The organism is Acinetobacter sp. UC24323 (assembly GCF_024151445.1).
In the GTDB taxonomy this organism is placed as follows: domain Bacteria; phylum Pseudomonadota; class Gammaproteobacteria; order Pseudomonadales; family Moraxellaceae; genus Acinetobacter; species Acinetobacter baumannii.
Genome location: NZ_JAHIBY010000016.1, coordinates 49,294 through 69,564 on the forward strand (window position 1 = coordinate 49,294; position 20,271 = coordinate 69,564).

General features: G+C 35.1%; 21 protein-coding genes. 10 read left to right on the forward strand and 11 right to left on the reverse strand.

Annotated features, from left to right (window positions below; translation table 11 throughout):
- Positions 1-56 precede the first annotated feature (56 nt).
- Positions 57-527, forward strand: coding sequence for an AnBLUF65 family BLUF photoreceptors (locus tag KNQ97_RS17515; RefSeq protein WP_001102889.1), 471 nt, complete (start codon positions 57-59; stop codon positions 525-527).
- On the opposite strand, the gene KNQ97_RS17520 is transcribed toward KNQ97_RS17515, so the two are convergent.
- The 4 genes from KNQ97_RS17520 to KNQ97_RS17535 form a co-directional block, all read right to left on the reverse strand.
- A complete protein-coding gene (locus tag KNQ97_RS17520) occupies positions 524-850 on the reverse strand; it encodes a hypothetical protein (protein ID WP_000469224.1) in 327 nt (108 codons plus the stop codon). The genes KNQ97_RS17515 and KNQ97_RS17520 overlap by 4 nt on opposite strands.
- Before the next feature lie 567 nt (positions 851-1,417).
- Positions 1,418-2,023 carry a LysE family translocator gene (locus KNQ97_RS17525; RefSeq protein ID WP_000429465.1) on the reverse strand — a complete coding sequence of 202 codons (606 nt, stop codon included), beginning with the start codon at positions 2,021-2,023 and terminating at the stop codon, positions 1,418-1,420.
- 50 nt (positions 2,024-2,073) lie between these two features.
- Positions 2,074-2,910: an AraC family transcriptional regulator gene (locus KNQ97_RS17530; protein ID WP_000097871.1), complete on the reverse strand. Its 837-nt coding sequence runs from the start codon at positions 2,908-2,910 to the stop codon at positions 2,074-2,076.
- A gap of 157 nt (positions 2,911-3,067) precedes the next feature.
- Positions 3,068-4,216, reverse strand: coding sequence for an alpha/beta fold hydrolase (locus KNQ97_RS17535; RefSeq protein WP_253612525.1), 1,149 nt, complete (start codon positions 4,214-4,216; stop codon positions 3,068-3,070).
- Between the two features lie 360 nt (positions 4,217-4,576).
- Between KNQ97_RS17535 and gltS the strand changes: the two genes are divergently transcribed.
- Positions 4,577-5,812 carry a sodium/glutamate symporter gene (gene gltS / locus KNQ97_RS17540; protein WP_000397471.1) on the forward strand — a complete coding sequence of 412 codons (1,236 nt, stop codon included), beginning with the start codon at positions 4,577-4,579 and terminating at the stop codon, positions 5,810-5,812.
- 52 nt (positions 5,813-5,864) lie between these two features.
- Here the strand turns inward: gltS and KNQ97_RS17545 are convergent, their stop codons facing one another.
- Positions 5,865-6,767 carry an ATP-binding protein gene (locus tag KNQ97_RS17545; RefSeq protein WP_000423653.1) on the reverse strand — a complete coding sequence of 301 codons (903 nt, stop codon included), beginning with the start codon at positions 6,765-6,767 and terminating at the stop codon, positions 5,865-5,867.
- Between the two features lie 96 nt (positions 6,768-6,863).
- Here KNQ97_RS17545 and KNQ97_RS17550 point away from each other — a divergent pair, with 96 nt between their 5' ends.
- Positions 6,864-7,562 (forward strand): FadR/GntR family transcriptional regulator, encoded by a 699-nt coding sequence (locus KNQ97_RS17550; RefSeq protein WP_000572515.1) that lies wholly within the window; start codon positions 6,864-6,866, stop codon positions 7,560-7,562.
- Positions 7,563-7,589: 27 nt separating this feature from the next.
- Positions 7,590-7,781 carry a hypothetical protein gene (locus KNQ97_RS17555; RefSeq protein WP_000637306.1) on the forward strand — a complete coding sequence of 64 codons (192 nt, stop codon included), beginning with the start codon at positions 7,590-7,592 and terminating at the stop codon, positions 7,779-7,781.
- 68 nt (positions 7,782-7,849) lie between these two features.
- Here the strand turns inward: KNQ97_RS17555 and KNQ97_RS17560 are convergent, their stop codons facing one another.
- Positions 7,850-8,488, reverse strand: a complete 639-nt coding sequence (locus KNQ97_RS17560) for a TetR/AcrR family transcriptional regulator (protein WP_000590088.1) — start codon at positions 8,486-8,488, stop codon at positions 7,850-7,852.
- Positions 8,489-9,071: 583 nt separating this feature from the next.
- On the opposite strand from KNQ97_RS17560, the gene csuAB reads away from it, so the two are divergent.
- The 6 genes from csuAB (at position 9,072) to csuE (ending at position 15,093) form a co-directional block, all read left to right on the forward strand.
- A complete protein-coding gene (gene csuAB / locus KNQ97_RS17565; protein WP_000790104.1) occupies positions 9,072-9,608 on the forward strand; it encodes a Csu fimbrial major subunit CsuAB in 537 nt (178 codons plus the stop codon).
- A gap of 74 nt (positions 9,609-9,682) precedes the next feature.
- On the forward strand, positions 9,683-10,231 hold the full coding sequence (gene csuA, locus KNQ97_RS17570; RefSeq protein ID WP_000577025.1) for a Csu fimbrial biogenesis protein CsuA: 549 nt from the start codon (positions 9,683-9,685) through the stop codon (positions 10,229-10,231).
- Positions 10,232-10,236: 5 nt separating this feature from the next.
- A complete protein-coding gene (csuB, locus tag KNQ97_RS17575) occupies positions 10,237-10,755 on the forward strand; it encodes a Csu fimbrial biogenesis protein CsuB (RefSeq protein WP_253612526.1) in 519 nt (172 codons plus the stop codon).
- Positions 10,749-11,582, forward strand: coding sequence for a Csu fimbrial biogenesis chaperone CsuC (gene csuC, locus KNQ97_RS17580; protein ID WP_253612527.1), 834 nt, complete (start codon positions 10,749-10,751; stop codon positions 11,580-11,582). Before csuB ends, csuC begins: the two co-directional genes overlap by 7 nt.
- The gene (gene csuD / locus KNQ97_RS17585) at positions 11,579-14,077 is read left to right on the forward strand and encodes a Csu fimbrial usher CsuD (RefSeq protein WP_253612528.1); all 2,499 of its coding nucleotides are present in this window, start codon (positions 11,579-11,581) and stop codon (positions 14,075-14,077) included. The genes csuC and csuD overlap by 4 nt, the downstream gene beginning before the upstream one ends.
- Positions 14,074-15,093, forward strand: coding sequence for a Csu fimbrial tip adhesin CsuE (gene csuE / locus KNQ97_RS17590; protein ID WP_253612529.1), 1,020 nt, complete (start codon positions 14,074-14,076; stop codon positions 15,091-15,093). Before csuD ends, csuE begins: the two co-directional genes overlap by 4 nt.
- Before the next feature lie 57 nt (positions 15,094-15,150).
- Here the strand turns inward: csuE and KNQ97_RS17595 are convergent, their stop codons facing one another.
- From KNQ97_RS17595 to KNQ97_RS17615, 5 genes are all read right to left on the reverse strand, one after another.
- Positions 15,151-15,384, reverse strand: a complete 234-nt coding sequence (locus tag KNQ97_RS17595) for a hypothetical protein (protein ID WP_000437833.1) — start codon at positions 15,382-15,384, stop codon at positions 15,151-15,153.
- A gap of 429 nt (positions 15,385-15,813) precedes the next feature.
- Complete coding sequence (gene proP / locus KNQ97_RS17600; protein ID WP_001260521.1) at positions 15,814-17,301, reverse strand: glycine betaine/L-proline transporter ProP; 1,488 nt, start codon at positions 17,299-17,301, stop codon at positions 15,814-15,816.
- A 390-nt stretch (positions 17,302-17,691) separates the two neighbouring features.
- Positions 17,692-18,312, reverse strand: a complete 621-nt coding sequence (locus KNQ97_RS17605; protein ID WP_253612530.1) for an NUDIX hydrolase — start codon at positions 18,310-18,312, stop codon at positions 17,692-17,694.
- Positions 18,313-18,447: 135 nt separating this feature from the next.
- The gene (locus KNQ97_RS17610) at positions 18,448-19,206 is read right to left on the reverse strand and encodes an HD domain-containing protein (protein WP_253612531.1); all 759 of its coding nucleotides are present in this window, start codon (positions 19,204-19,206) and stop codon (positions 18,448-18,450) included.
- 112 nt (positions 19,207-19,318) lie between these two features.
- Positions 19,319-19,828, reverse strand: coding sequence for a GNAT family N-acetyltransferase (locus tag KNQ97_RS17615; RefSeq protein ID WP_130036721.1), 510 nt, complete (start codon positions 19,826-19,828; stop codon positions 19,319-19,321).
- Positions 19,829-20,271 lie beyond the last annotated feature (443 nt).

The window sequence follows — 20,271 nt, forward strand, 5'->3', positions numbered from 1 at the left end:
GTGTGTTAAGTTGAAAATTCCATTAATAATGAAATTTTATATTTCACGGAAGTCTTATGAACGTTCGCCTGTGTTATGCCAGCCAACGAAATGAAAAAAATGAAGATTTGCTACAAGATTTACGTGATATTCTGACAGAAGCTCGTGATTTCAACGATTTAAACGGGATTTGTGGGGTGCTTTATTATGCCGATAATGCATTTTTTCAATGTCTAGAAGGCGAACAAGAGGTCGTTGAAAGATTATTTGAAAAAATTCAAAAAGATCAAAGGCATTATAATATTAAATGGTTATGCACATACTCCATTGATGAACACTCTTTTCAGCGTTGGTCAATGAAATACGTGCAGCGTAATACAAATATTGAAACTTTCTTTCTTAACATGGGAGAAAATACCTTTAACCCGCTTTTGCTGAACCAGCAAAACCTCAAATTTTTCTTAAATGAACTCTTAATTGCAGAGCAAACTAAGATGAATACGGTTAAAAAAGTTGGAATGGTGAATCGGGGAGTAAACCCGTTCTAGCTATTAGATGCGATACCGATATGGATGTGTTTGAGTTTAGGTACGATTTGTGTCATGACTAAATAGACAATTACTGAAATCGACAGCATCCATATCACTTCTAAACTTTGACTAATCACAAACATTGCCCAGTAAAAAAAGCTAAAAAGGGCAATACACAGTCCGCTTCCTTTGTAGTACCAAGTAATAAATATTCCAAAGAGCGCTGAAGAAATGATGAGATTTAGTGTCTGATTCATTCCTAGATAGTTAAAAAGAATAATTAGTAAGCATAAAGCTAACATTGATAGTAAATATACAAATATATTTTTTGCAATAAACATTCTTTATATCCTATCTGAAGATTTAAAAAGTAATCTTTCCTCTGTTTCCAGAGGAAAGATAGTACATATTCATTTTTTGAGATTCTTTTTCTATTATTGAGACTTTTTATATTAATAAAGATGACTTTATCATTTTCTCCAGATCTCTTTATTAATATTCAGCTTTCTATTTAATAGTAAAGAGTGCTTATATGTACTGAAATTAATTATAGGAAAAACAATCAATTATGTTGTAAGCTTTAGCTTACATAATTGTGAGACATTGCCTACATTTGTATAAAAAATAACCTAATTTTACAAAGTTGTATGAATAAAACTTTATATTTTACATATGTTTATTTAAAATTATTGTTGGGATGGTCTTTACATAAATAACAAAAAGTAACATCGGATTTTCAATCATTATTTTTAAATAAAACTTGATGAATTAAAAATATTATTATTAAAAAGTTAGTTAATATGAGTTTTTATAATTTGTATAATGAAAAGTAATAATTTAAAGTTATAAATTTAAAATATGTTTGTTAAAAATAGATTTCCTTATCTATTTTGATTAGGTTTGGATGATCAAAATCTAGGGAACATGGGCCACCAGACTGAGGCTAGTAATATAATAGCCATTATTTTGTTAAAAATATTTATATGTTTTGGTTTTGAAAGAAGCCGAGTACTTAGTCTGCCTACTAAGGCCCATAGGTAGAGACAAGGAAATGCTATAAGTAAAAAAATGCAGGATAAAATTGAGACATTTATCAAGATATCTTGTCCCTGTTTTGTATAGACGCTAATAACTGCAAAAGCCATCATCCATGTTTTAGGATTAATCGCTTGCATTAAAAAAGCAGCTTTAAAACCAATAGGAGGGTATTGTTCATTTTTTTCTAAAGAGATAACAGGATTGTAGTTATATAATTTCCAAGCTAGAAAGGTGAGCCAGATTAAACCACTCCATGTCATAATTTTTTGAATAACAGGGTAAGCAAGAATAGTGGAGCCAAGGCCAATACCAACCACTAATACAAGTAAGGCTGCTCCAATACAAGAACCTAAAATAACGGGAAGTGTTTTAGAAATTTTATAATGACTACTTAAACTTAAAATTATAAAGTTGGTCGGGCCTGGAGTAATTGAGGCAACAATTGCAAATAATGAAAATGCAGTGAGGTTTTCCATCTTGTCTACCTTAGTTAATTGGGAGAGACAAGATGAAATAATTAAGATTTTTAATCTTGAAGATTTGTGCAGATTTTTCTGTAAGCGGCTGGTGTTAGTCCATAACAGCGTTTAAACCAACGACTTAAATGACTTTGGTCTGAAAAACATAAGTCAGAAGCAACTTGTGCTGGAGAAATACTTCTAGCGAGTAAATCACGTGCTCGTGTAAGTCTAAGTTGAATAAGATATTGATGAGGAGCTAAATGAAAAGTTGATTTAAAAATACGGTGAATATGGTAACGGTCTAGTCCCACCATACGTGATATATCTTCTAACCCAATATCTTCAAATAAATGATCATGCAGAATATCTCGGATTTGATGGGCGATGTGGGGAACATGAATACAAGAAGATTGAGAAACTTTTTTTAACCATTTACCTTGGGCAATATATTGAATAAGCACATCTAGACTATTGTCTTTCACAATATTCATTTCTTTATAGTGTAAGTGTCGAAATGCTTGTGAAGTAATGATTGCGAGTTGTTCATCGGATTTTAATGGCGCATCAATCACTAGTTCGTAATGATCGGGGCTGTTGTGAAACAAACCTTGAAGGCGTTGCTTTAACCATTCTGGATGTAGATAAAGCATTTGGTAGGTAAAACCATCAGATGCAGGCGCATGTCCATCATGAATTTCTTCTGGCTCAAGCATAAAAACTTGCCCAGCATGACTATTGATTTGCTTTTTACGGCAATGAAATTGTTGAATGCCAGATTCAGTTACACCAATTAAATAACTTGAATGCCAATGGGGATCATAAGCATGGCCAGTAAAATGAGCACGGATTGTTTCGATACCCGTATTGGTATCTTTTGAAATATCCACCCAGTTACTACTCATAAGCACTGACCTATAAACTTCTAATTTTAGCCCCTGAAACAGTATAAAAGAGCTAAAAGTAGTTCTAGAAGATTTGTGCAAAAACTTTAAAAATTTAGTGTGCATTAAAACCAGCCTAAGGTTTAACAGGCTGGTTTTTCATTAACGTTTAAATTGATTAATCTGAACGCGTAGCCAGCCAATTACTCATTTCAGGCCAAACAGAGGTCGGAGCTTGGCTACCGGACACTACGCCCATATGGCCGCCGGGCACAGTTTTGAACGTTTTATCTTGGCTACTAATTAAATCCATAAGGGGTTTAACAGCATCGGCGGTCACAATAATGTCTGTATCACCACCTACAGCCAACACTGAACAATCAATATCTTTTAAATAAGCTGTAAGTTTCCCAAATTTGATTACACCTGTTGAGAGTTCATTATCAATCCAGAAACGTAAAATAATGTCGCGCATAACGCCACCCGGATAGGCCAGCATATTGTCGATAAATGAACTAGAGGTAGCGTGGTCGACAATAAATTCTCGGTTATCCAGATTTTTAAGAAGTTGCCAATAGGTTTTTAAATTGCCAATGGGGTCCGTTAATTTAAAACCGAGTGTGTTTTGCCATCCATGAATATGAAACACTTCACTTGGTACATGTTGGCGAATACGAAAAGGCGTATGCTTACGGACCCACTGTGCAGGTTTAGTCAGACTTCCATAGAGCTTACCCATATAACCTGCTTTATGTGTGTCGATCGGGGAAGCAAGAATCATCAGATTCTTAATATCTTTATCTTTAAATAACGCGGTATAGCAAAGTGAAAGTGCGCCACCTAAACTCCAGCCATGTAATGAAAGCTGTTGTTGTCCACTATGTATACGGACCTGCTTTAACATTTCAGGCATAAAGGCTTTTACGTAGGTGCCAAAATTGTATTTGGCTTGATTTCGGGTAGGTACGCCCCAGTCTATTAAGTAAACCTCGAAGCCTTGATCTAAAAAATAACGTATAAGACTGCGGGTAGGAAACAAATCGTAAATAAGCATGTTCACAGCTAAAGGCGGAACAATCACTAACGGCACACGGTGTTTGGCTGAAGCTTCTGTCTCATTTCTATAATGGCGAAGGCTTATAATTTCATGCTTATAAATTACATCAAAAGGTGTTTTTCCTGACAGGGCAATTTCCGACCCTCTAAAAAACAGATCTGATGCATTGGAGAGCATGTGAGGTATTTTCTGACCAGCACGCTTTTTAAGAGATGTTTTAATCGACTGTACCTGTGGAACATTCTGTCGAACTTTAAGCAATAAACTCATTGAATATAAAACCTATAAAGATGTTGCCCAGAGCAAATAACGAGCTGGTCTTTTGCGGATATTAAAGGGAATAAAAGATGAGTTCAGTGACCTAAAAGACAGGATTTTCTGTTTAAGAGATCAAAGTGAAGTTATACTAAATTAATGATTTATTTATATAAGATTTTGAAATGATTGATAAATTAAATTATAGGGCATGATTTTGTATAAAATATTTAAAAATTTAAGCTATTCTTAAGAATAGCAAAAATTTATTGGTAGGGTAATTTTGTAAAGTTTATTTGTGTTTTTTTTACATATTAAAAAATAAAATATAATTATTTTACAATCCGTTAGGAATGTAATCAGAAAGTAGTATATATGGAATTTGTTTTTAATGGTTTTTATACACTAATTTCGGCGGTCATCGTTCTATTGTTGGGTCGCTTTCTTGTCAATCGGATTGATTTTTTAAAACGTTATAATATCCCTGAACCAGTAGCAGGCGGTTTGGTCGCTGCAGTAGTTTCTTTACTTGTCCACACTTTTTGGGGATACAGTATTGTTTTTAGCAGTGAATTACAAACCAGCTTTATGCTCGTGTTCTTTGCTTCAATTGGTTTAAGTGCCAATTTTATGAAGCTTAAAGAGGGTGGTACTGCTTTAGTCATCTTCTTAATTTGTGTAGCCTCATTTATTGTTGTTCAAAATGCTGTCGGTATGAGTCTTGCAACCTTATTGGGGCTAGACCCACTTATTGGTTTGATTGCAGGTTCAATTACTTTAACCGGTGGTCATGGTACAGCAGGTGCATGGGGTGAAATTTTAGAAAGCCAGCATGGTATTCAGGGTGCTTTAGCGTTAGGTATGGCAAGTGCTACGTTTGGCTTGATTATTGGTGGTGTCATTGGTGGTCCTTTAGCCAAATTGCTTATTAATCGTTATAGCCTTGCTCAAGCAAAAACCAATGCTGAAATTCAGCAGCGTGACACGCATGTTGAACAAAATTCAGATGATCTTGCACCGTTTGAAAACCCGCATCAAGTTCGTTTAATTACTGCCGACAATGCAATTACCACGCTTGGTATGTTTGCAGCATGTTTAGCATTTGCTGAATTTATGACTGGTTTCAGTAAGGGAACTTGGTTTGAGTTACCAACTTTCGTTTGGGCGCTTGGTGGCGGTGTAATCTTAAGAAATATTTTAGAAAGCGTGTTGAAGGTTGATATCTTTGACCGCGCGATTGACGTTTTTGGTAATGCGTCTTTATCTCTTTATTTAGCAATGGCATTGCTTTCATTAAAGCTTTGGCAACTTGCTGACTTAGCAGGTCCACTTGTGGTTATTTTAGGTGCTCAAACACTGACTATGGCTTTATATGCAGCATTTGTGACTTTCCGTGTAATGGGGAAAAATTACGATGCGGCAGTATTGGCAGCAGGTCACTGTGGTTTCGGTATGGGGGCTACACCAACCGCCGTTGCAAATATGCAGGCGATTACCAATATGTATGGCCCATCGCATAAAGCATTCTTAATTGTTCCGCTTTGTGGTGCATTCTTTGTCGACTTGATTAATGCAACTGTGATTCAGCTTATGTTGAAATTTATTGCTTAATTAAAAAAAGCCCGTAAGGGCTTTTTTTATGGGGCATTTTATAGCCAACAACTTAAACCGTTAAATCTGCTGCACTTAGCATTTCTTGACCCACAATCATTTTGGCAAATTGATTGGCAATTCTTCCTGAGCGGTTGCCTTGCTGAGTTGCATATTGAATAGCTTTTAACTGAATCGTTTCCCAAGTTTCACGTTGTTGCCATTTGTATTCATTTAGCCAGTATTGAACAGTTTTTAAATACTCTTGTTGGCTAAAGCCATAGAAATTAATTTGTAAACCAAATCTGTCTGCTAAAGAAATCTTTTGTTCAATGCTGTCGCCAGGGCGTAATTCGCCATTTTCCCCGACATTTAACTCGGTATTATCTTTATTGTATTCGGCCACCATATGCTTTCGATTTGATGTTGCATAAATGAGTGTATTGTCTGAACTAGAGGCCAGTGAACCATCTAATACAGTTTTTAAAGTTGCGTAACTTGAGTCACCGGCTTCAAAGGCCAAGTCATCACAAAAGATGATAAAACGCTCAGTACGGTCTTGTAGTAAGTTAATAATCTTAGGCAAATCTTCTAAATACTTTTTCTCAAGTTCAATCACTCGAAGGCCTAAGTGGTGATATTCATTTAAACAGGCTTTTACAATAGACGACTTGCCTGTACCACGTGAGCCTGTCATGAGTACATTATTTGCTAACAAGCCTTTTGCAAAGGCTTCAGTATTTAGTTTTACTTTGGTGAGTTGGCTGTCGATATTGCACAGATGATTAAAAGAAATGAGTTGAGGTTTACGGATCGCGACGAGCGAACCTTTATTATTTTCTCTTTCCCATCTAAAGGCAATCGCCTCATCTAAGACATCTACAGAAATTTCTTGGGTTTTAGAAATTTTTTCGACTGCTTGAGTAAGCTTTTGAATTTCAAAAATAAGATTTGAAATTGTCTGACTTAATTCCATGAGCTCAACCTTTAAAAATGCATGAAAGAGAAATTGAACAATTAAACATAGGATGATAGTATCACCGTATGTTTAAGCTTACTAGTACCAATTTTAATGATTGAGCAAATTCAAAAAAGATCTCTGGTCGATGAAGTGATTCATGTCATACGTCAGAATATTAAAAATGACATTTGGAAAGTAGATGAGAAAATTCCGACTGAACCTGAGCTTGTTCAAGGTTTGGGTGTGGGTCGAAACACCATTCGTGAAGCAATTAAAATTTTAGAATATTTAGGTGTTTTAGAAGTCAAACAGGGGCTGGGTACTTTTGTACGTACGAAGAATGACTTTTCGATTGTGATTAATTCAATTCATCATTCTGATTTATATGAACACGTAGAAGTACGATGTTTATTAGAAATCGAAATTGCTAAATTAGCCGCTAGACATAGCACGCCTGAAGATATGCGCGATGTTATAGCGTGTTTAGAAGATAGAGCAGCAACAAATCAACAAGATGTTGCTAACTTCATGTTAAGTGATAAGAAACTACATTTGGCAATTGCCAAGGCGACTCATAATAAAGCTTTACAGGCAACTTATGAGTATTTCTTAAACTCAAGCTATCAATACACCTTAGAGCTAGTGACTAATAAAAATTTACCTGACCCAAACCAGCAAATACATAGTGAACTTGTTCAAGCTATTCAACACAAGTCTGAGTCAGAAGCCATGCGAATTGCGGAGTCTATGTTGGCGCCCATATTACGTTCGTTAGATTCAATTAAAGCTGACTTTGTCCAAAACCACTAAATAGCTAGATCAAGTACTATGAGTTTTATGATTGTTTCGAACAACTTTGCTGTTCCTTACTATTTAAACGTGAGGAAAGAAAAGGGAATGACGGCCTATTATTGGGCAACTCATCAATCTCAGTTAGCTCTATTTGACTCTTACGAATTGGCTTATCGCTTTTACTTTCCATCTCGACATATTTTGATTCGAAGTGAAATTAAAGCTTTCGCTCAGTAATATAATAATTGAGTACAACACCACCATATATTAAAAACATAGGAGAACTGGCTCCTATGTTTTAAAATTTATGGTTCACTGACTAATCTTAATATATTTTTTAACAGTATACTTCTTAAAAATTCTTTATAACTTTCATCTGTATTTTTGTTCGAATGTTGAACTAAATATCCATTAAGTTGAGTGATTATAATAATGGCTCTTTCTTTATATTCTTCTGAAGATATTTTATTATGAATGGGGAGGATGATTTTATAGATAAGTTCGAGATTATACTTTTGTATGATTGACAAAGCTTCATATACATAGGGCAAATGATCTGAAATAGAGAAAAACTCTTTAAATGCATTTGTGATGATCGGTTGCTCTATTTCATAAATTATATTAGTGATAATATTCATAAACCGAATTAAAGGTGGTTCATTTGCATTCAAATTAATTAAAATTTCAATACGCTGTATATAGTCACAAATTAATTTATTAAGTAAAGCTTTTAATAAAATATCTTTATTTTGAAAATAATGTTGCAAAGTACTTAAACTAATATTTGATTGAGTTGCAACTCCTCTCATACTAAATCCGGAATAACCTTTAGTAAGAAAAACTATTTCAGCATTTCTTAAGATCTGCTTTATTCTTTCTTGCCCTTTTAGTGTGGTAAAGGACTTCTTTATTTGCATAGTATCAAAGGTATCAATTTTGATCATTATCCAGCCTGTAAGTACTATTTAAAAAAAGGCATTATAAACCATGAAATTAAAAAAATATAAATAAAATATTTAAATTCTATTAAACTAAAATTAGGTCGGATGACCTATATTTTTTAAATATAGGTCATTCGACCTAATTAATGGTTAAAAAATGGGTCAAATGACTTATTTTTATTTCTTTAGGTAGGGTTAAAATAGGTCATGTTACCTATTTTAATAAAAACAAATAATACTTGTTTTTGTTGTGTGTATAAATAATTGTATTTGAATAATTATTTAAAAAGTATGATCGTTAAAACAATAATTTCTTTTTCTAGTTTTTAGTCATTTTAATAAAGTAGGGGTGGGTATTTAATTGGGTGTTTTTATAAGATTAAAAAAATTGATTTTAAATAACTCAACATAGTCTTTTTGTAATATGTGTATACAAGTTAAATAATTGTTATTAAATTGTGAAGAGAATCACACAATAGTAAAAGATAGCTTGTTTTATATATAAAACAGATTAGCCATATTTTATTTGTCGAGTTTGATTCATTTTGTTCTACAAATCTAATCATTATATATGTAGGTTATGAATATGAAAAACATTCAGAAATCACTTCTTGCAGCATTAATAGTTGCTGGTTATGCGGTAAATACTCAAGCAGCTGTTACTGGACAGGTTGACGTTAAATTAAATATCTCAACAGGCTGTACTGTAGGTGGTAGTCAAACTGAAGGAAATATGAACAAGTTTGGTACTTTAGATTTTGGTAAAACTTCCGGTACTTGGAATAACGTATTAACTGCTGAAGTTGCTTCAGCAGCAACAGGTGGCAATATTTCTGTGACTTGTGACGGAACAGATCCTGTTGATTTTACAGTCGCAATTGATGGTGGTGAACGTACAGACCGTACTTTAAAAAATACTGCTTCTGCTGATGTAGTTGCATATAACGTTTATCGCGATGCTGCACGTACAAACCTTTATGTTGTAAACCAACCACAACAGTTCACTACAGTAAGTGGCCAAGCTACTGCTGTACCAATTTTCGGTGCAATTGCTCCAAACACAGGTACACCAAAAGCACAAGGCGATTATAAAGATACTCTATTAGTCACTGTAAATTTCTAAATATAAAAAAGAAATAATTAATTGAGTAGCAGGTTTGCTCAAATATGAGTAGACCTGTTTTAAATGGAGGGAAGATGATATTCAATCGTGGTTCGGCATTTATAATTTCTTATTTTTTAATTTCTTTAGTAAATGCGGGTGAAATTGGAGCTAAATTAACTAGTCAAATTGAATTATTGCCTTCTTGTTCTGTTAATAATAATGTTGTAGAAAATAATACGGCAAATTTAAATTTTGGAACTATAGATTTTGGTGAAGCTACCACAGCTTTTAAAGGGGTTTTAGAAGCTAGTTTAGTTAATAATGGTAATTCAGGTTTTCAGATCGAGTGTGCAGGTATTTCAACTGTAAAAATAATATTTGGAGCAGGAAATAATGATAGTAATATTCCAGCTTCATTTTCACAAAATTATTATCATGCTTTAAGTAATGGTAGAGATTTTATTGCTTATAACTTGCTCTATGGTTTAAATAAACAAGTCATTAAAGCAAATGAAGCTTTTATTCTTAATGATATGAATAATAAAAAGAATATCGATATTTTTGGTCAAGCAACCCATGATGGTAGTCGTATATCTAAGGGTGAATATAAAGATATAGTACCAATTACGATTGAGTTTTAAGAAAAATGAAATACTTATATTTTAAAGCAATATTTTTGCTATCTGTTAGTCAATTTATATATGCAGCAGATCCTCAGCTCAATTCAAGCTTTAAAGTACAAGCTAAAATTGAAAATGGCTGTTCAATAGATAATATTGAGCAAAACATGGATTTTGGTAAACACTCTGCTTTATCAAAAAATAAAGTAGTGACTAATATTATTAATAGCAAAAGTACTTGGAATATCCGTTGTACGGAAAGTTTACCTGTAAGTATTTCTATAGATGGTGGTGAAAATCTTCAAAATAATACAAGACGTATGAAGAATGGTTCATCCCCTAATTATTTATCTTACAAGCTATATAACTCTAGCAGTTTATCTAATGAATATATTGTAGGTAATAAATATTTATTGCCTGCTACAACACCTACAAACCGTCTGGCAAATTTTGAAATATATGGTGTCGTTGATTTAGAAAATAATAATGAACCCCATGTGGCCGGAATTTATAAAGATACTGTTTCAATAATGATTACATGGTGATTTGTATGAACAATTCTGCATTTATTAAAAATGGCATTTTAAAATCTTTTTTATTTGCAAGTACATTATCACTTGTTACACCTGTGATGGCACAAGCAACTTTTCTAATTTGGCCGATTTATCCAAAAATTGAAGCCAATGAAAAGGCAACTGCGGTTTGGCTTCAAAATACGGGTAAGACCGATGCGATGGTGCAAATTCGGGTATTTAAATGGAATCAAGATGGCTTAAAAGATAACTATAGTGAGCAATCAGAAATTATACCAAGCCCGCCTGTAGCCAAAATTAAAGCAGGCGAGAAGCATATGCTTCGTTTAACCAAAAGCGTCAACTTGCCAGATGGCAAAGAGCAGTCATATCGTTTGATTGTAGATGAGTTGCCAATTCGACTTTCTGATGGCAACGAGCAAAATGCTTCTAAAGTAAGTTTCCAAATGCGTTACTCAATTCCATTGTTTGCTTATGGGAAAGGAATTGGCAGTGGATTAACCGAAGAAAGTCAAAAACTTAATACAAAAAATGCTTTAGCAAAACCAGTTTTACAGTGGTCAGTTCGTAACAATCAACAAGGCCAGTCTGAGCTATATCTTAAAAATAGTGGTCAGAAGTTTGCGCGTCTTTCGGCACTGAAAACTTCAAAAACAGGTAATGATATCTCTTTAGGAAAAGCTGCTTTTGGCTATGTTTTATCAAATAGCACTGTAAAGTTTGCTATTGATCAGTCGACGGCACATGAGTTGTCAAAAACATCTAAAATTTATGGTGTAGACAGTTCTGGTATTAAACAAGAATTGATCGAAATCACCAAAATGGAGGATCCATCATGATCCTTCGGCATAATAATTTATGCAAAAGTATTTTGCTGATTTTATTGTCGGGTGGATGTTTAAATATTCCAAATACTGTGTTCGCAGGCGATTTGCCTCCACCACCAAGAGACATTAATGAAATTAATCAACTTTTTAAACTGTACCTAGATTTGGTTGTGAACCAATATTCGGTCCAGCAAGTTGTGCCAGTGATTGTGAAAAATGATGAGTACTTCATACAAAAAAAGAAGCTGATTGATGAATTAGAAATTAAGATCCCTCAAGAGTTATTAACAAACACTGACACATCTTTATCGAATCAAGATGTTTTGACCTTGGGGTTTAGTGGTGACGCGAGTGATTGGATATCTTTAGATAAATTAAAAGATGTAAGTTATGAATATCAATCTTCGAACCAATACTTTAAGCTCAATTTTCCGCCCGCTTGGATGCCCACTCAAGTTTTGGGTAAAGACTCATGGTATAAGCCGGAAGTCGCTCAGTCTGGTATAGGGCTGCTCAATAACTATGATTTTTATACATATAGACCCTATCAAGGCGGTTCAACCAGTAGTTTATTTACTGAGCAGCGTTTTTTCTCTCCGTTAGGGGTCATTAAAAACTCTGGTGTCTATGTCAAAAACCAATACAAAAATGAAGGTAACGCCGAGTCTGTAGATAATGATGGCTATCGTCGTTATGACACATCTTGGCAGTTTGATAACCAAAAGAACGCTACATCTTTTTTACTGGGTGACATTATTACCGGTAGTAAAACGACGTGGGGAAGTTCTGTTCGACTAGGCGGTTTTCAGGTACAGAGAAATTATTCAACCCGACCAGATTTAATTACCTATCCATTGCCACAATTTATTGGGCAAGCCGCGTTGCCAAGTACAGTCGACTTAATTATTAATGGGCAAAAGACCAGCTCAACAGAAGTACAGTCTGGACCGTTTATTTTAAATAATGTTCCTTTTATTAACGGTAAAGGAGAAGCCGTTGTGGTTACGACTGATGCAGTCGGGCGTCAAGTCACAACATCGGTCCCATTTTATATTTCTAATACTTTGCTCAAGCCCGGCTTATTTGATTACTCATTGTCTTTAGGAAAAATCCGTGAAGACTACGGACTTAAGAATTTTTCTTATGGAAAATTTGCAAGTGCAGCCGATGCCCGTTATGGGGTAAATGACTGGCTGACTGTAGAAGGACGCACCGAGCTTTCTTCAGATTTACAGTTATTGGGTGCTGGGTCTGTACTCAAGCTTGCAAATTTAGGTGTGCTGAGTGCCTCTTTTAGCCAAAGTAAAGCCGACAAATCTATGTCTGGAGATCGAACGAAAGACTTGGAAGGTAACCAATATACAGTTGGATACAGCTATAACCGTAATCGGTTTGGTTTTAGCATTAACCATAACCAACGTGATGATGAATATACTGACCTTTCACGGCTGCAATATAGCAATTTAATTTCAGTTAATAGCAATAAAAGCCTAACGGCCAATACTTATTTTGCGACCAAAAACTCAGGAACTTTTGGCGTCGGTTATATCAATACCAAGGCGAATGACTTTAAAAATCGCTTTTTAAACTTGTCTTGGGCGCCTGTTTTACCGACTTATATGAATGGCGTGACTGTTTCATTAAGTGCCAATCGTGATTTCATCGAAAAAGAATGGAGTGCTGCATTTCAGCTTTCGATACCGCTGTTTCAGCGAAACGCGACTGTTAACTCAGGTTATGCGTTTAATAAGCAGGGCGATACTGGCTACGTTAACTTCAACCGCTCTGTTCCATCTGAAGGTGGTTTTGGTGTCGATTTAACCCGACGCTTTAATGAAAATAGTGAAGATTTAAATCAGGCACGCGTCAATTACCGCAACAGTTATATTAATACTGACTTTGGTCTGTCTGGAAACCATGACTATAACTACTGGTTTGGCCTATCCGGATCTCTCATTTATATGGCAGGAGATTTATTTGCCTCAAACCGATTAGGTGAATCTTTTGCATTGATCGATACAAACCAAGTGCCTGATGTTTTGGTCAGATACGAAAACAGTTTAATTGGCCGCAGTAATAAAAAAGGCCATATTTTTGTGCCATCGGTAACGCCTTACTATTCGGGTAAATACAGCGTCGACCCAATCGACTTACCTTCAAACTTTACAATCACACAAGTTGAACAACGGATAGCGGCTAAACGCGGTTCGGGCGTTGTGATTAAGTTCCCTGTTCATCAGTCTATTTCTGCCAATGTCTATTTGACTCAGACAGATGGCAAACCTGTGCCAGTAGGGTCTGTAGTACATAGAGCGGATCAAGAGTCTTCTTATGTGGGAATGGATGGCATTGTCTATTTAGAAAATTTAAAACCGAATAACACCGTAACGGTTCAGCGTTCGGACCAAAGTATTTGTAAAGCAGATTTTTCTGTAGATGTAGAACAAGCCAAGCAGCAGATTGTGGTGGTTAAACCTGTTACTTGTCACGAGGTATCTTTGCCATGAATATAAAAACAAAAAAATTACTCAGACATTTATGTATGTTCTCTGGACTGATGTTGACGGGAAATTTGGCTCATGCTGCATGTAGTGTGAGTGCTTCAGGTACATCCTCTATTTCGGTCCCGTCTATTTACTTAATGGAAAACGGTGAAAACTCATCACAGTTTAATTCGGGTTTGTCGTGTACGGGTTTTAGCTTGGCTTTAGCAAACATGACCTACCTAAAATATCGGGTCGAGCAAATGTTAAATTCATTTACCAATGCTCAGACCGGAGAAAAACTTAACGCCATTATTTTAGACAGTAACAATGAAATCATTAGTTTAGGCCAAGAAAAAGACATGAGTAGCTTTACGCTGGTCAATCTTTTTAGCGGGCCTGATGGCAATTTACCTTTTTACATACGGCTTCCGGCTGGGCAAAGTGTATCGCCGGGTGTGTATCAAGCCGACTCACCGTTAAAAGTAAAATGGTTCTATTCTGTACCCGCAGTCGCGATTGTGGGAATCGGGGTGTTCTTTGAGAGTCCTGGGTTTAGACGCGGTGCATTGGGTATTGGTTTTAACTGGGGAAGTGGGGCAGACTCGCTTGGTTCACTCTCAATTACCGTACTTCCAGACTGCCGAATTTTAGCTCAAGACGTAAACTTTGGTACGGCGGCGTTTGCTTCCAAGCTTGAACCTGTTCAGTCTTCTATGGGAATACGTTGCTCTGTAAATACACCATATTATGTCAGTTTAAATAATGGACTTTCCCCGCAAAATGGCAACCAGCGAGCCATGAAGTCACAAACGGGAAATACATTTTTAAAATACGATATTTTCAAGAATTCATCGAATGACCGATGGGGAAGCGGTAACGAGCGTTGGTCGAGTTTAAATGCAACAATTAACCCGGGGGTACATAACGGGGTAACTCAGCAGAACTATGTGTTTACTACAAAAATTGTGGATGAAAACGCAGACACGGTACTAGCGGGAACTTATCAAGATACGGTTACGGTACAAGTCGAGTTTTAAAAGCTGTTTTATATAGAAGATAAAAGCTCAGTTCATGGGCTTTTATCTTTAACCAAACTATTCAATTTCTAACTGATCATCATCTTTGGTAATTTTAATTTTAATTTTTTTATATTTCCGCTTATTTGGATCTAGCGCCGAGTTTATTACTTCATCGGCAAAAGGCGGGCACTGCATGAGTTTTGCATAAGCTCTATAGCCGATGCGTATTCGACTAGGCGGGCAATCGGTTCTTTTTGAATAGTATTCAATGAGTGAGTTCAGTTCTTGTAATAAAGTTTGCTGTTCCATCATACATACTTAACAATTAGATAACTCAAGCATAATAGATTTAAACCTTTTACTGTGTAGCTGTTTATCATAAGCACCCATCAAAATTGTGATGGAGTTCTCTAAAATAACTTATATATGTATTAAGTTTGTTTTGGGATAGGCTGAGGTGTTTTTTTAATTGAATTGTCACAATGGAAAGCTAAGTTAGACCTATAACAAAAACGAATGAAGATTGTTGCGAACAATAAAACCAAGAAGCAATTTTCAACTAAAGCTGGTCTGCTGTAATTAAGCTAATTCGAAAGAATTGGCTTTTTTATTTATTAAATATTATTCCTAATAATAGATTTACTAAGTTAATTCTTTTTTACTATCAAATTGAATGAAAAATATATTAAAAGAATAGCGACATTTAAGTCGCTACTCTTATAAAAAACGTTGCTTTACTCATGCTATATCAGGGTGTTTATCAGCAAGTTTTTGACGTTTTTGTTGAAGCTCCTGAATTTTCTGATCAATATTTTCAATTTTCTGTTCAATAGTTTCATGAAACTCTTCAAGTAACTCTTGTGCTTCCTCTATATTGTGAGCAATAGGCACGCCCCCAATTAAAGGCTTATTGGCTGTTTCCTTTAAATACATTGCAGTAGCAATACCTACCACCCCGCAAATCATCAAGTAATAGGCTGGAACCATCAGATTATGGGTAGTTTCAACCAGTGTTGCGGTAAGAGTTGGGGTTAAACCAGCGATAACTACTGAGAAATTAAAGGCAATACCTAAAGCGCTATAACGGATTTCAGTTGGAAATAGGGCAGGTAAAGTTGATGCCATCACTCCGATAGACATATTGAGAGATAAAGCAAGAATAAGTAAGCCTATAAAAATTTGATAATTTACTCCAGAGTTAAGTAATACAAAGGCAGGATAGGACAAGAAAATAAGAGAAAAGCTTCCAATAAAAATAAATGGGCGGCGTCCGAACTTATCACTCAAATAACCAATCACAGGTTGTACAAATAACATGCCAACCATAACCGCAATGATAATAAGTGCACCATGTGCTTCTGAATAGCCTAAGTTATGCGAAAAATAGCTTGGTAAATAAGTTAGCAACATATAGTAAGTAACGTTAGTGCTGATTACGAGACCAATGCACACCAATAAACTACGCTTATGTTTAACAAAAATTTCTTTGAAACTAAATTTTTGGGGTTTGCTTTTTTGTGCTTGTTGCTCTGAATGCTGTTGATATACAGGGGTTTCTTCAAGGCGGTTTCGTAAATATAAACCGATTATGCCCAGTGGTAGAGCGAGAAAGAAGGGAATACGCCAACCCCACTCGGCAAAACGTGCCTCACCCACGGCGTGTGTGATCAAGGCGACAGTTGCAGCCCCAAGTACAAAGCCGGCTATCGATCCAAAATCAAGCCAGCTTCCCATAAAGCCACGTTTTCGGTCCGGAGAATATTCAGCTACAAAAATCGCAGCACCTGAGTATTCACCACCAATGGAGAAGCCTTGTACAATTTTTACGATGAGTAAAAGAATAGGTGCCCATAAACCGATTGTTTCATAAGATGGAATAAGGCCAATACCAAAGGTACTGATGGACATAATAATGACAGTAATGGCCAGAACTTTTTGACGTCCGTATTTGTCACCTAAATGTCCAAAGAAAAGACCACCTAATGGACGGAAAATAAAAGGTACTGAAAATGTAGCAAGCGCGGCAATCATTTGCACGCTTGGTGAAGCATCTGGGAAAAATACTTTACCGAGAACGTATGCCACATAACCATAAACTCCGAAATCAAACCATTCAATTGCATTACCTAATGCAGCTGCAGTAATCGCTTTTTTGGTTTTTTCGTTCTCGATGATATTGATATCATCAATCTCAATAGGTTTTACTTGTTTTTCAGATGTGCGCATATCTAGCCTAAGAATTGAATCTCAGTATTTAAAGTGAAAATATACGGTTTTAAATACTGAATTAAAAAATTGCAGAATAAAGAGACAGAATAACGATAAGTTACTCAAGAAAAGGGAATTAAGAGGTCTTCTCTTAATGATCAACAAGATAGCAAAAGAGAACTAATTATTTGTTTATGTTAGAGTTTTAAATTGTGGAGAAATTGTATGGATAAAGTTACATAAGTTTACTTAGTGGTAAAACTGAATCATGGGGTAAAAAAATTATATAAAAATTGATAAAAGACATGAGATTAGCATAAAAGTTAAGCGCTATTTTTTGAGCTTAAAAGGCCAAGTTTTTTTACTTTTCATATACAAAAACTGAACTTGCCTTATATCAGGTTTTCATTAATCAAACTTCGTTGCTTCAGGGATTGACTCTAAATAATCAAAAAATTGTTGAACCTGTTCTTCAGTTACACGTGCTGTAGAAATCGGGGGTAATTCATCTCTACTAAAGAAGCCAACTTCTGGTGTTTCAATACTTGGGGTAAGCTCGCCATCAATAATTTCACACCAGAAAAATGCCTTATACACATGTAAAAACATTGGAGGATGAGGGTGCTTGGTTCTATCAGTTAAGGCTAATAATTTAATGGCTTTAACCCGCAATCCTGTCTCTTCTAAAACTTCTTTTTCTGCATTTTCCGATGCTGAGTAGCCTACATCAGCCCAACCACCGGGAACAGACCAGCGTCCATCACCAATTTCTTTTGCTAATAACAATTTATTTTCTTTAAACACAACTGCTCTAACATCTAATTTGGGAGTCGCATAACCCACATCTTGAAGAACATTATTAATAAAATTTTCTGTATTAATTTCTTTTAGTTCTAATAGATGTTCAATATGCCCTAAAAGTTGCTCATAACGTTCTTTGTCATAAACATCTTTTGAGTAATGTAAACCTGTTTGAGCAATACCAGTAATTTTATTTAGAATTTCTAGCCACTTAACTGAATCATTCATTAGAACGGGTGCCTTTAATTTATATCTTTTGCATATATTAAGGCATACTCATGCTAAGGAATATAAAACAGTTGTTAATTGAAATTTCTCGTCATGATAGAAAAGTTGTTTTATGACTAATATGTTTAATTAAACTTATTCATTATATAAATTTGATTTAATCATGAGGGGTAATCCAAGGTCATATAATAAGCCTGTTCGCGAACTCGGAACATTTTTTCTCTCTAAATTAATAAGTTTAATAAATTCTTTATTAAATTGATTTCTAGGATATTTTTCTAAAATTTCATTTCTAAAAGATAAGGGGAGCTTATATTGGTTGTCACTAATTACATCACAAGAAGCACCTTGCTGTAATAGAATAATCTCAGATGGATCAGAATCTTCTATATATCCATTCATGTGTAGACATATGGCATCTTTAATCACTTTGCTTTTCTTGCCATCAAAGTTATATTCTTTCGCCTTTTGCTCAAATTGTTTAGCGCTCTCATATGTAAAACATTGACAGCCTTTACTATGTATATGTTGCTCAGTTAGACCAATATCATGAAAAAGTGAAGCCAATAAGAGTGACTCAGGGTCAAACTGCCGGTTTTGTAAATGACCTAGGGCGGCTCCCCAGAAGTATGTTCGCCATGAATGATTGTAGATAGATATACTTGATTTTGATTCTAGTTCCTCAAGTGCGATTTTAATCATTTGAGTATCTGGTATTACAATTTGCCCTATATCAAAATCGTTACCAGTTTGAAATCGATAATAATTTATTTTTATAGAACTCAGGATGCTAGGCACCATAATTTTTTGAATTAATTTAATTTTTTCTTTGAAGCTGAGCTGACCATTTGTAGCTTGCATCCATTGATATGAACCAATTCTTATATTTTTCATTATTAGACCTCATTTTAGAGTAATTGCTCTAAAATATTGCCATAGCTATTATTTTGCAAGTTGTATCTTTTATGAAGCTGATAGCCCTTTGATTAATATGATTTTTATAGAATTAAAAGCTAACAGGAATTTCATAGGTTACAAGTTCGTATTTGGGACCAGTAAATTTTGAAACTACTTTGCCCCCTAAAGATTCAGCAATTTTGCGACTTGGGTAGTTATCTTCGGCGACGGGATAAACAAAAAAGTCTGGCTTAACAAAGTCAATTGCCCACTTTGCTACTGCTGTTACAGCTTCTCTACCATACCCATGATAGTGGTAATCTTCGCGTATCCATATGCCTAACTCTGGGTTACTTGTTTGTATACGGTGTAGACCTACAAGACCTATAAATACTTGAGAAGATGTTTCTCTAATAACAAAAATAATTTCAGTGCCAAGAGCAAAATTCTTTAGCCAATTACTCCAAGTTTGATCGAATTCATGTCTTGGTTGAGGATCCCAAGCCATATAGCGTGTGAGCGTAGGCGTAATACAGTTATAGGTTTCATCTGCATCATTTGCGGTAAATGGTTTTAGGGTAAGCCTTTGAGTAGAGAGCGTTACTGTATTTAAAGTCATAATTATCCTTGTATAAATGAATTAAATTGTTATCAAAAATATATGATTCATACTCAAGCTAAAGTAAACAATAAACTTTTATTAGGCATATATACTACGTTTTATATAAATAATTTATAAACCCAAATGAACAATAAATTTTAATTATTTATCCTTACTTTTTAATGATCTAATTTAAAACAAATGTCATTTTGTGTGCTTGACTGTAATAGGGCAGAGCACTATCCTTTGCCTGCTGGCCTACATTGCCAGCCGGCTTTGACAGGCTGATTTAGACCGCATCAGAGTTATTTCTTCTGAGGAATAGTTCTGTGTGTAAGCTTCTCGTCTCCTCCCGTAGCGGTAGGATGATCTGCCCCCATAAAGTTGGACAGTTAGTTAAGCAGTTTTTATAAACTGGTTTCTATATTGTACAGGGGATAAACCTTGTAGCTTCACCTTGA

Coding starts and splice junctions, on each gene's coding strand:
- KNQ97_RS17515 (WP_001102889.1), top strand. CDS start 57: ATGAACGTTCGCCTGTGTTATGCCAGCCAACGAAATGAAAAAAATGAA.
- KNQ97_RS17520 (WP_000469224.1), bottom strand. CDS start 850: ATGTTTATTGCAAAAAATATATTTGTATATTTACTATCAATGTTAGCT.
- KNQ97_RS17525 (WP_000429465.1), bottom strand. CDS start 2,023: ATGGAAAACCTCACTGCATTTTCATTATTTGCAATTGTTGCCTCAATT.
- KNQ97_RS17530 (WP_000097871.1), bottom strand. CDS start 2,910: ATGAGTAGTAACTGGGTGGATATTTCAAAAGATACCAATACGGGTATC.
- KNQ97_RS17535 (WP_253612525.1), bottom strand. CDS start 4,216: ATGAGTTTATTGCTTAAAGTTCGACAGAATGTTCCACAGGTACAGTCG.
- gltS (WP_000397471.1), top strand. CDS start 4,577: ATGGAATTTGTTTTTAATGGTTTTTATACACTAATTTCGGCGGTCATC.
- KNQ97_RS17545 (WP_000423653.1), bottom strand. CDS start 6,767: ATGGAATTAAGTCAGACAATTTCAAATCTTATTTTTGAAATTCAAAAG.
- KNQ97_RS17550 (WP_000572515.1), top strand. CDS start 6,864: ATGATTGAGCAAATTCAAAAAAGATCTCTGGTCGATGAAGTGATTCAT.
- KNQ97_RS17555 (WP_000637306.1), top strand. CDS start 7,590: ATGATTGTTTCGAACAACTTTGCTGTTCCTTACTATTTAAACGTGAGG.
- KNQ97_RS17560 (WP_000590088.1), bottom strand. CDS start 8,488: ATGATCAAAATTGATACCTTTGATACTATGCAAATAAAGAAGTCCTTT.
- csuAB (WP_000790104.1), top strand. CDS start 9,072: ATGAAAAACATTCAGAAATCACTTCTTGCAGCATTAATAGTTGCTGGT.
- csuA (WP_000577025.1), top strand. CDS start 9,683: ATGATATTCAATCGTGGTTCGGCATTTATAATTTCTTATTTTTTAATT.
- csuB (WP_253612526.1), top strand. CDS start 10,237: ATGAAATACTTATATTTTAAAGCAATATTTTTGCTATCTGTTAGTCAA.
- csuC (WP_253612527.1), top strand. CDS start 10,749: ATGGTGATTTGTATGAACAATTCTGCATTTATTAAAAATGGCATTTTA.
- csuD (WP_253612528.1), top strand. CDS start 11,579: ATGATCCTTCGGCATAATAATTTATGCAAAAGTATTTTGCTGATTTTA.
- csuE (WP_253612529.1), top strand. CDS start 14,074: ATGAATATAAAAACAAAAAAATTACTCAGACATTTATGTATGTTCTCT.
- KNQ97_RS17595 (WP_000437833.1), bottom strand. CDS start 15,384: ATGGAACAGCAAACTTTATTACAAGAACTGAACTCACTCATTGAATAC.
- proP (WP_001260521.1), bottom strand. CDS start 17,301: ATGCGCACATCTGAAAAACAAGTAAAACCTATTGAGATTGATGATATC.
- KNQ97_RS17605 (WP_253612530.1), bottom strand. CDS start 18,312: ATGAATGATTCAGTTAAGTGGCTAGAAATTCTAAATAAAATTACTGGT.
- KNQ97_RS17610 (WP_253612531.1), bottom strand. CDS start 19,206: ATGAAAAATATAAGAATTGGTTCATATCAATGGATGCAAGCTACAAAT.
- KNQ97_RS17615 (WP_130036721.1), bottom strand. CDS start 19,828: ATGACTTTAAATACAGTAACGCTCTCTACTCAAAGGCTTACCCTAAAA.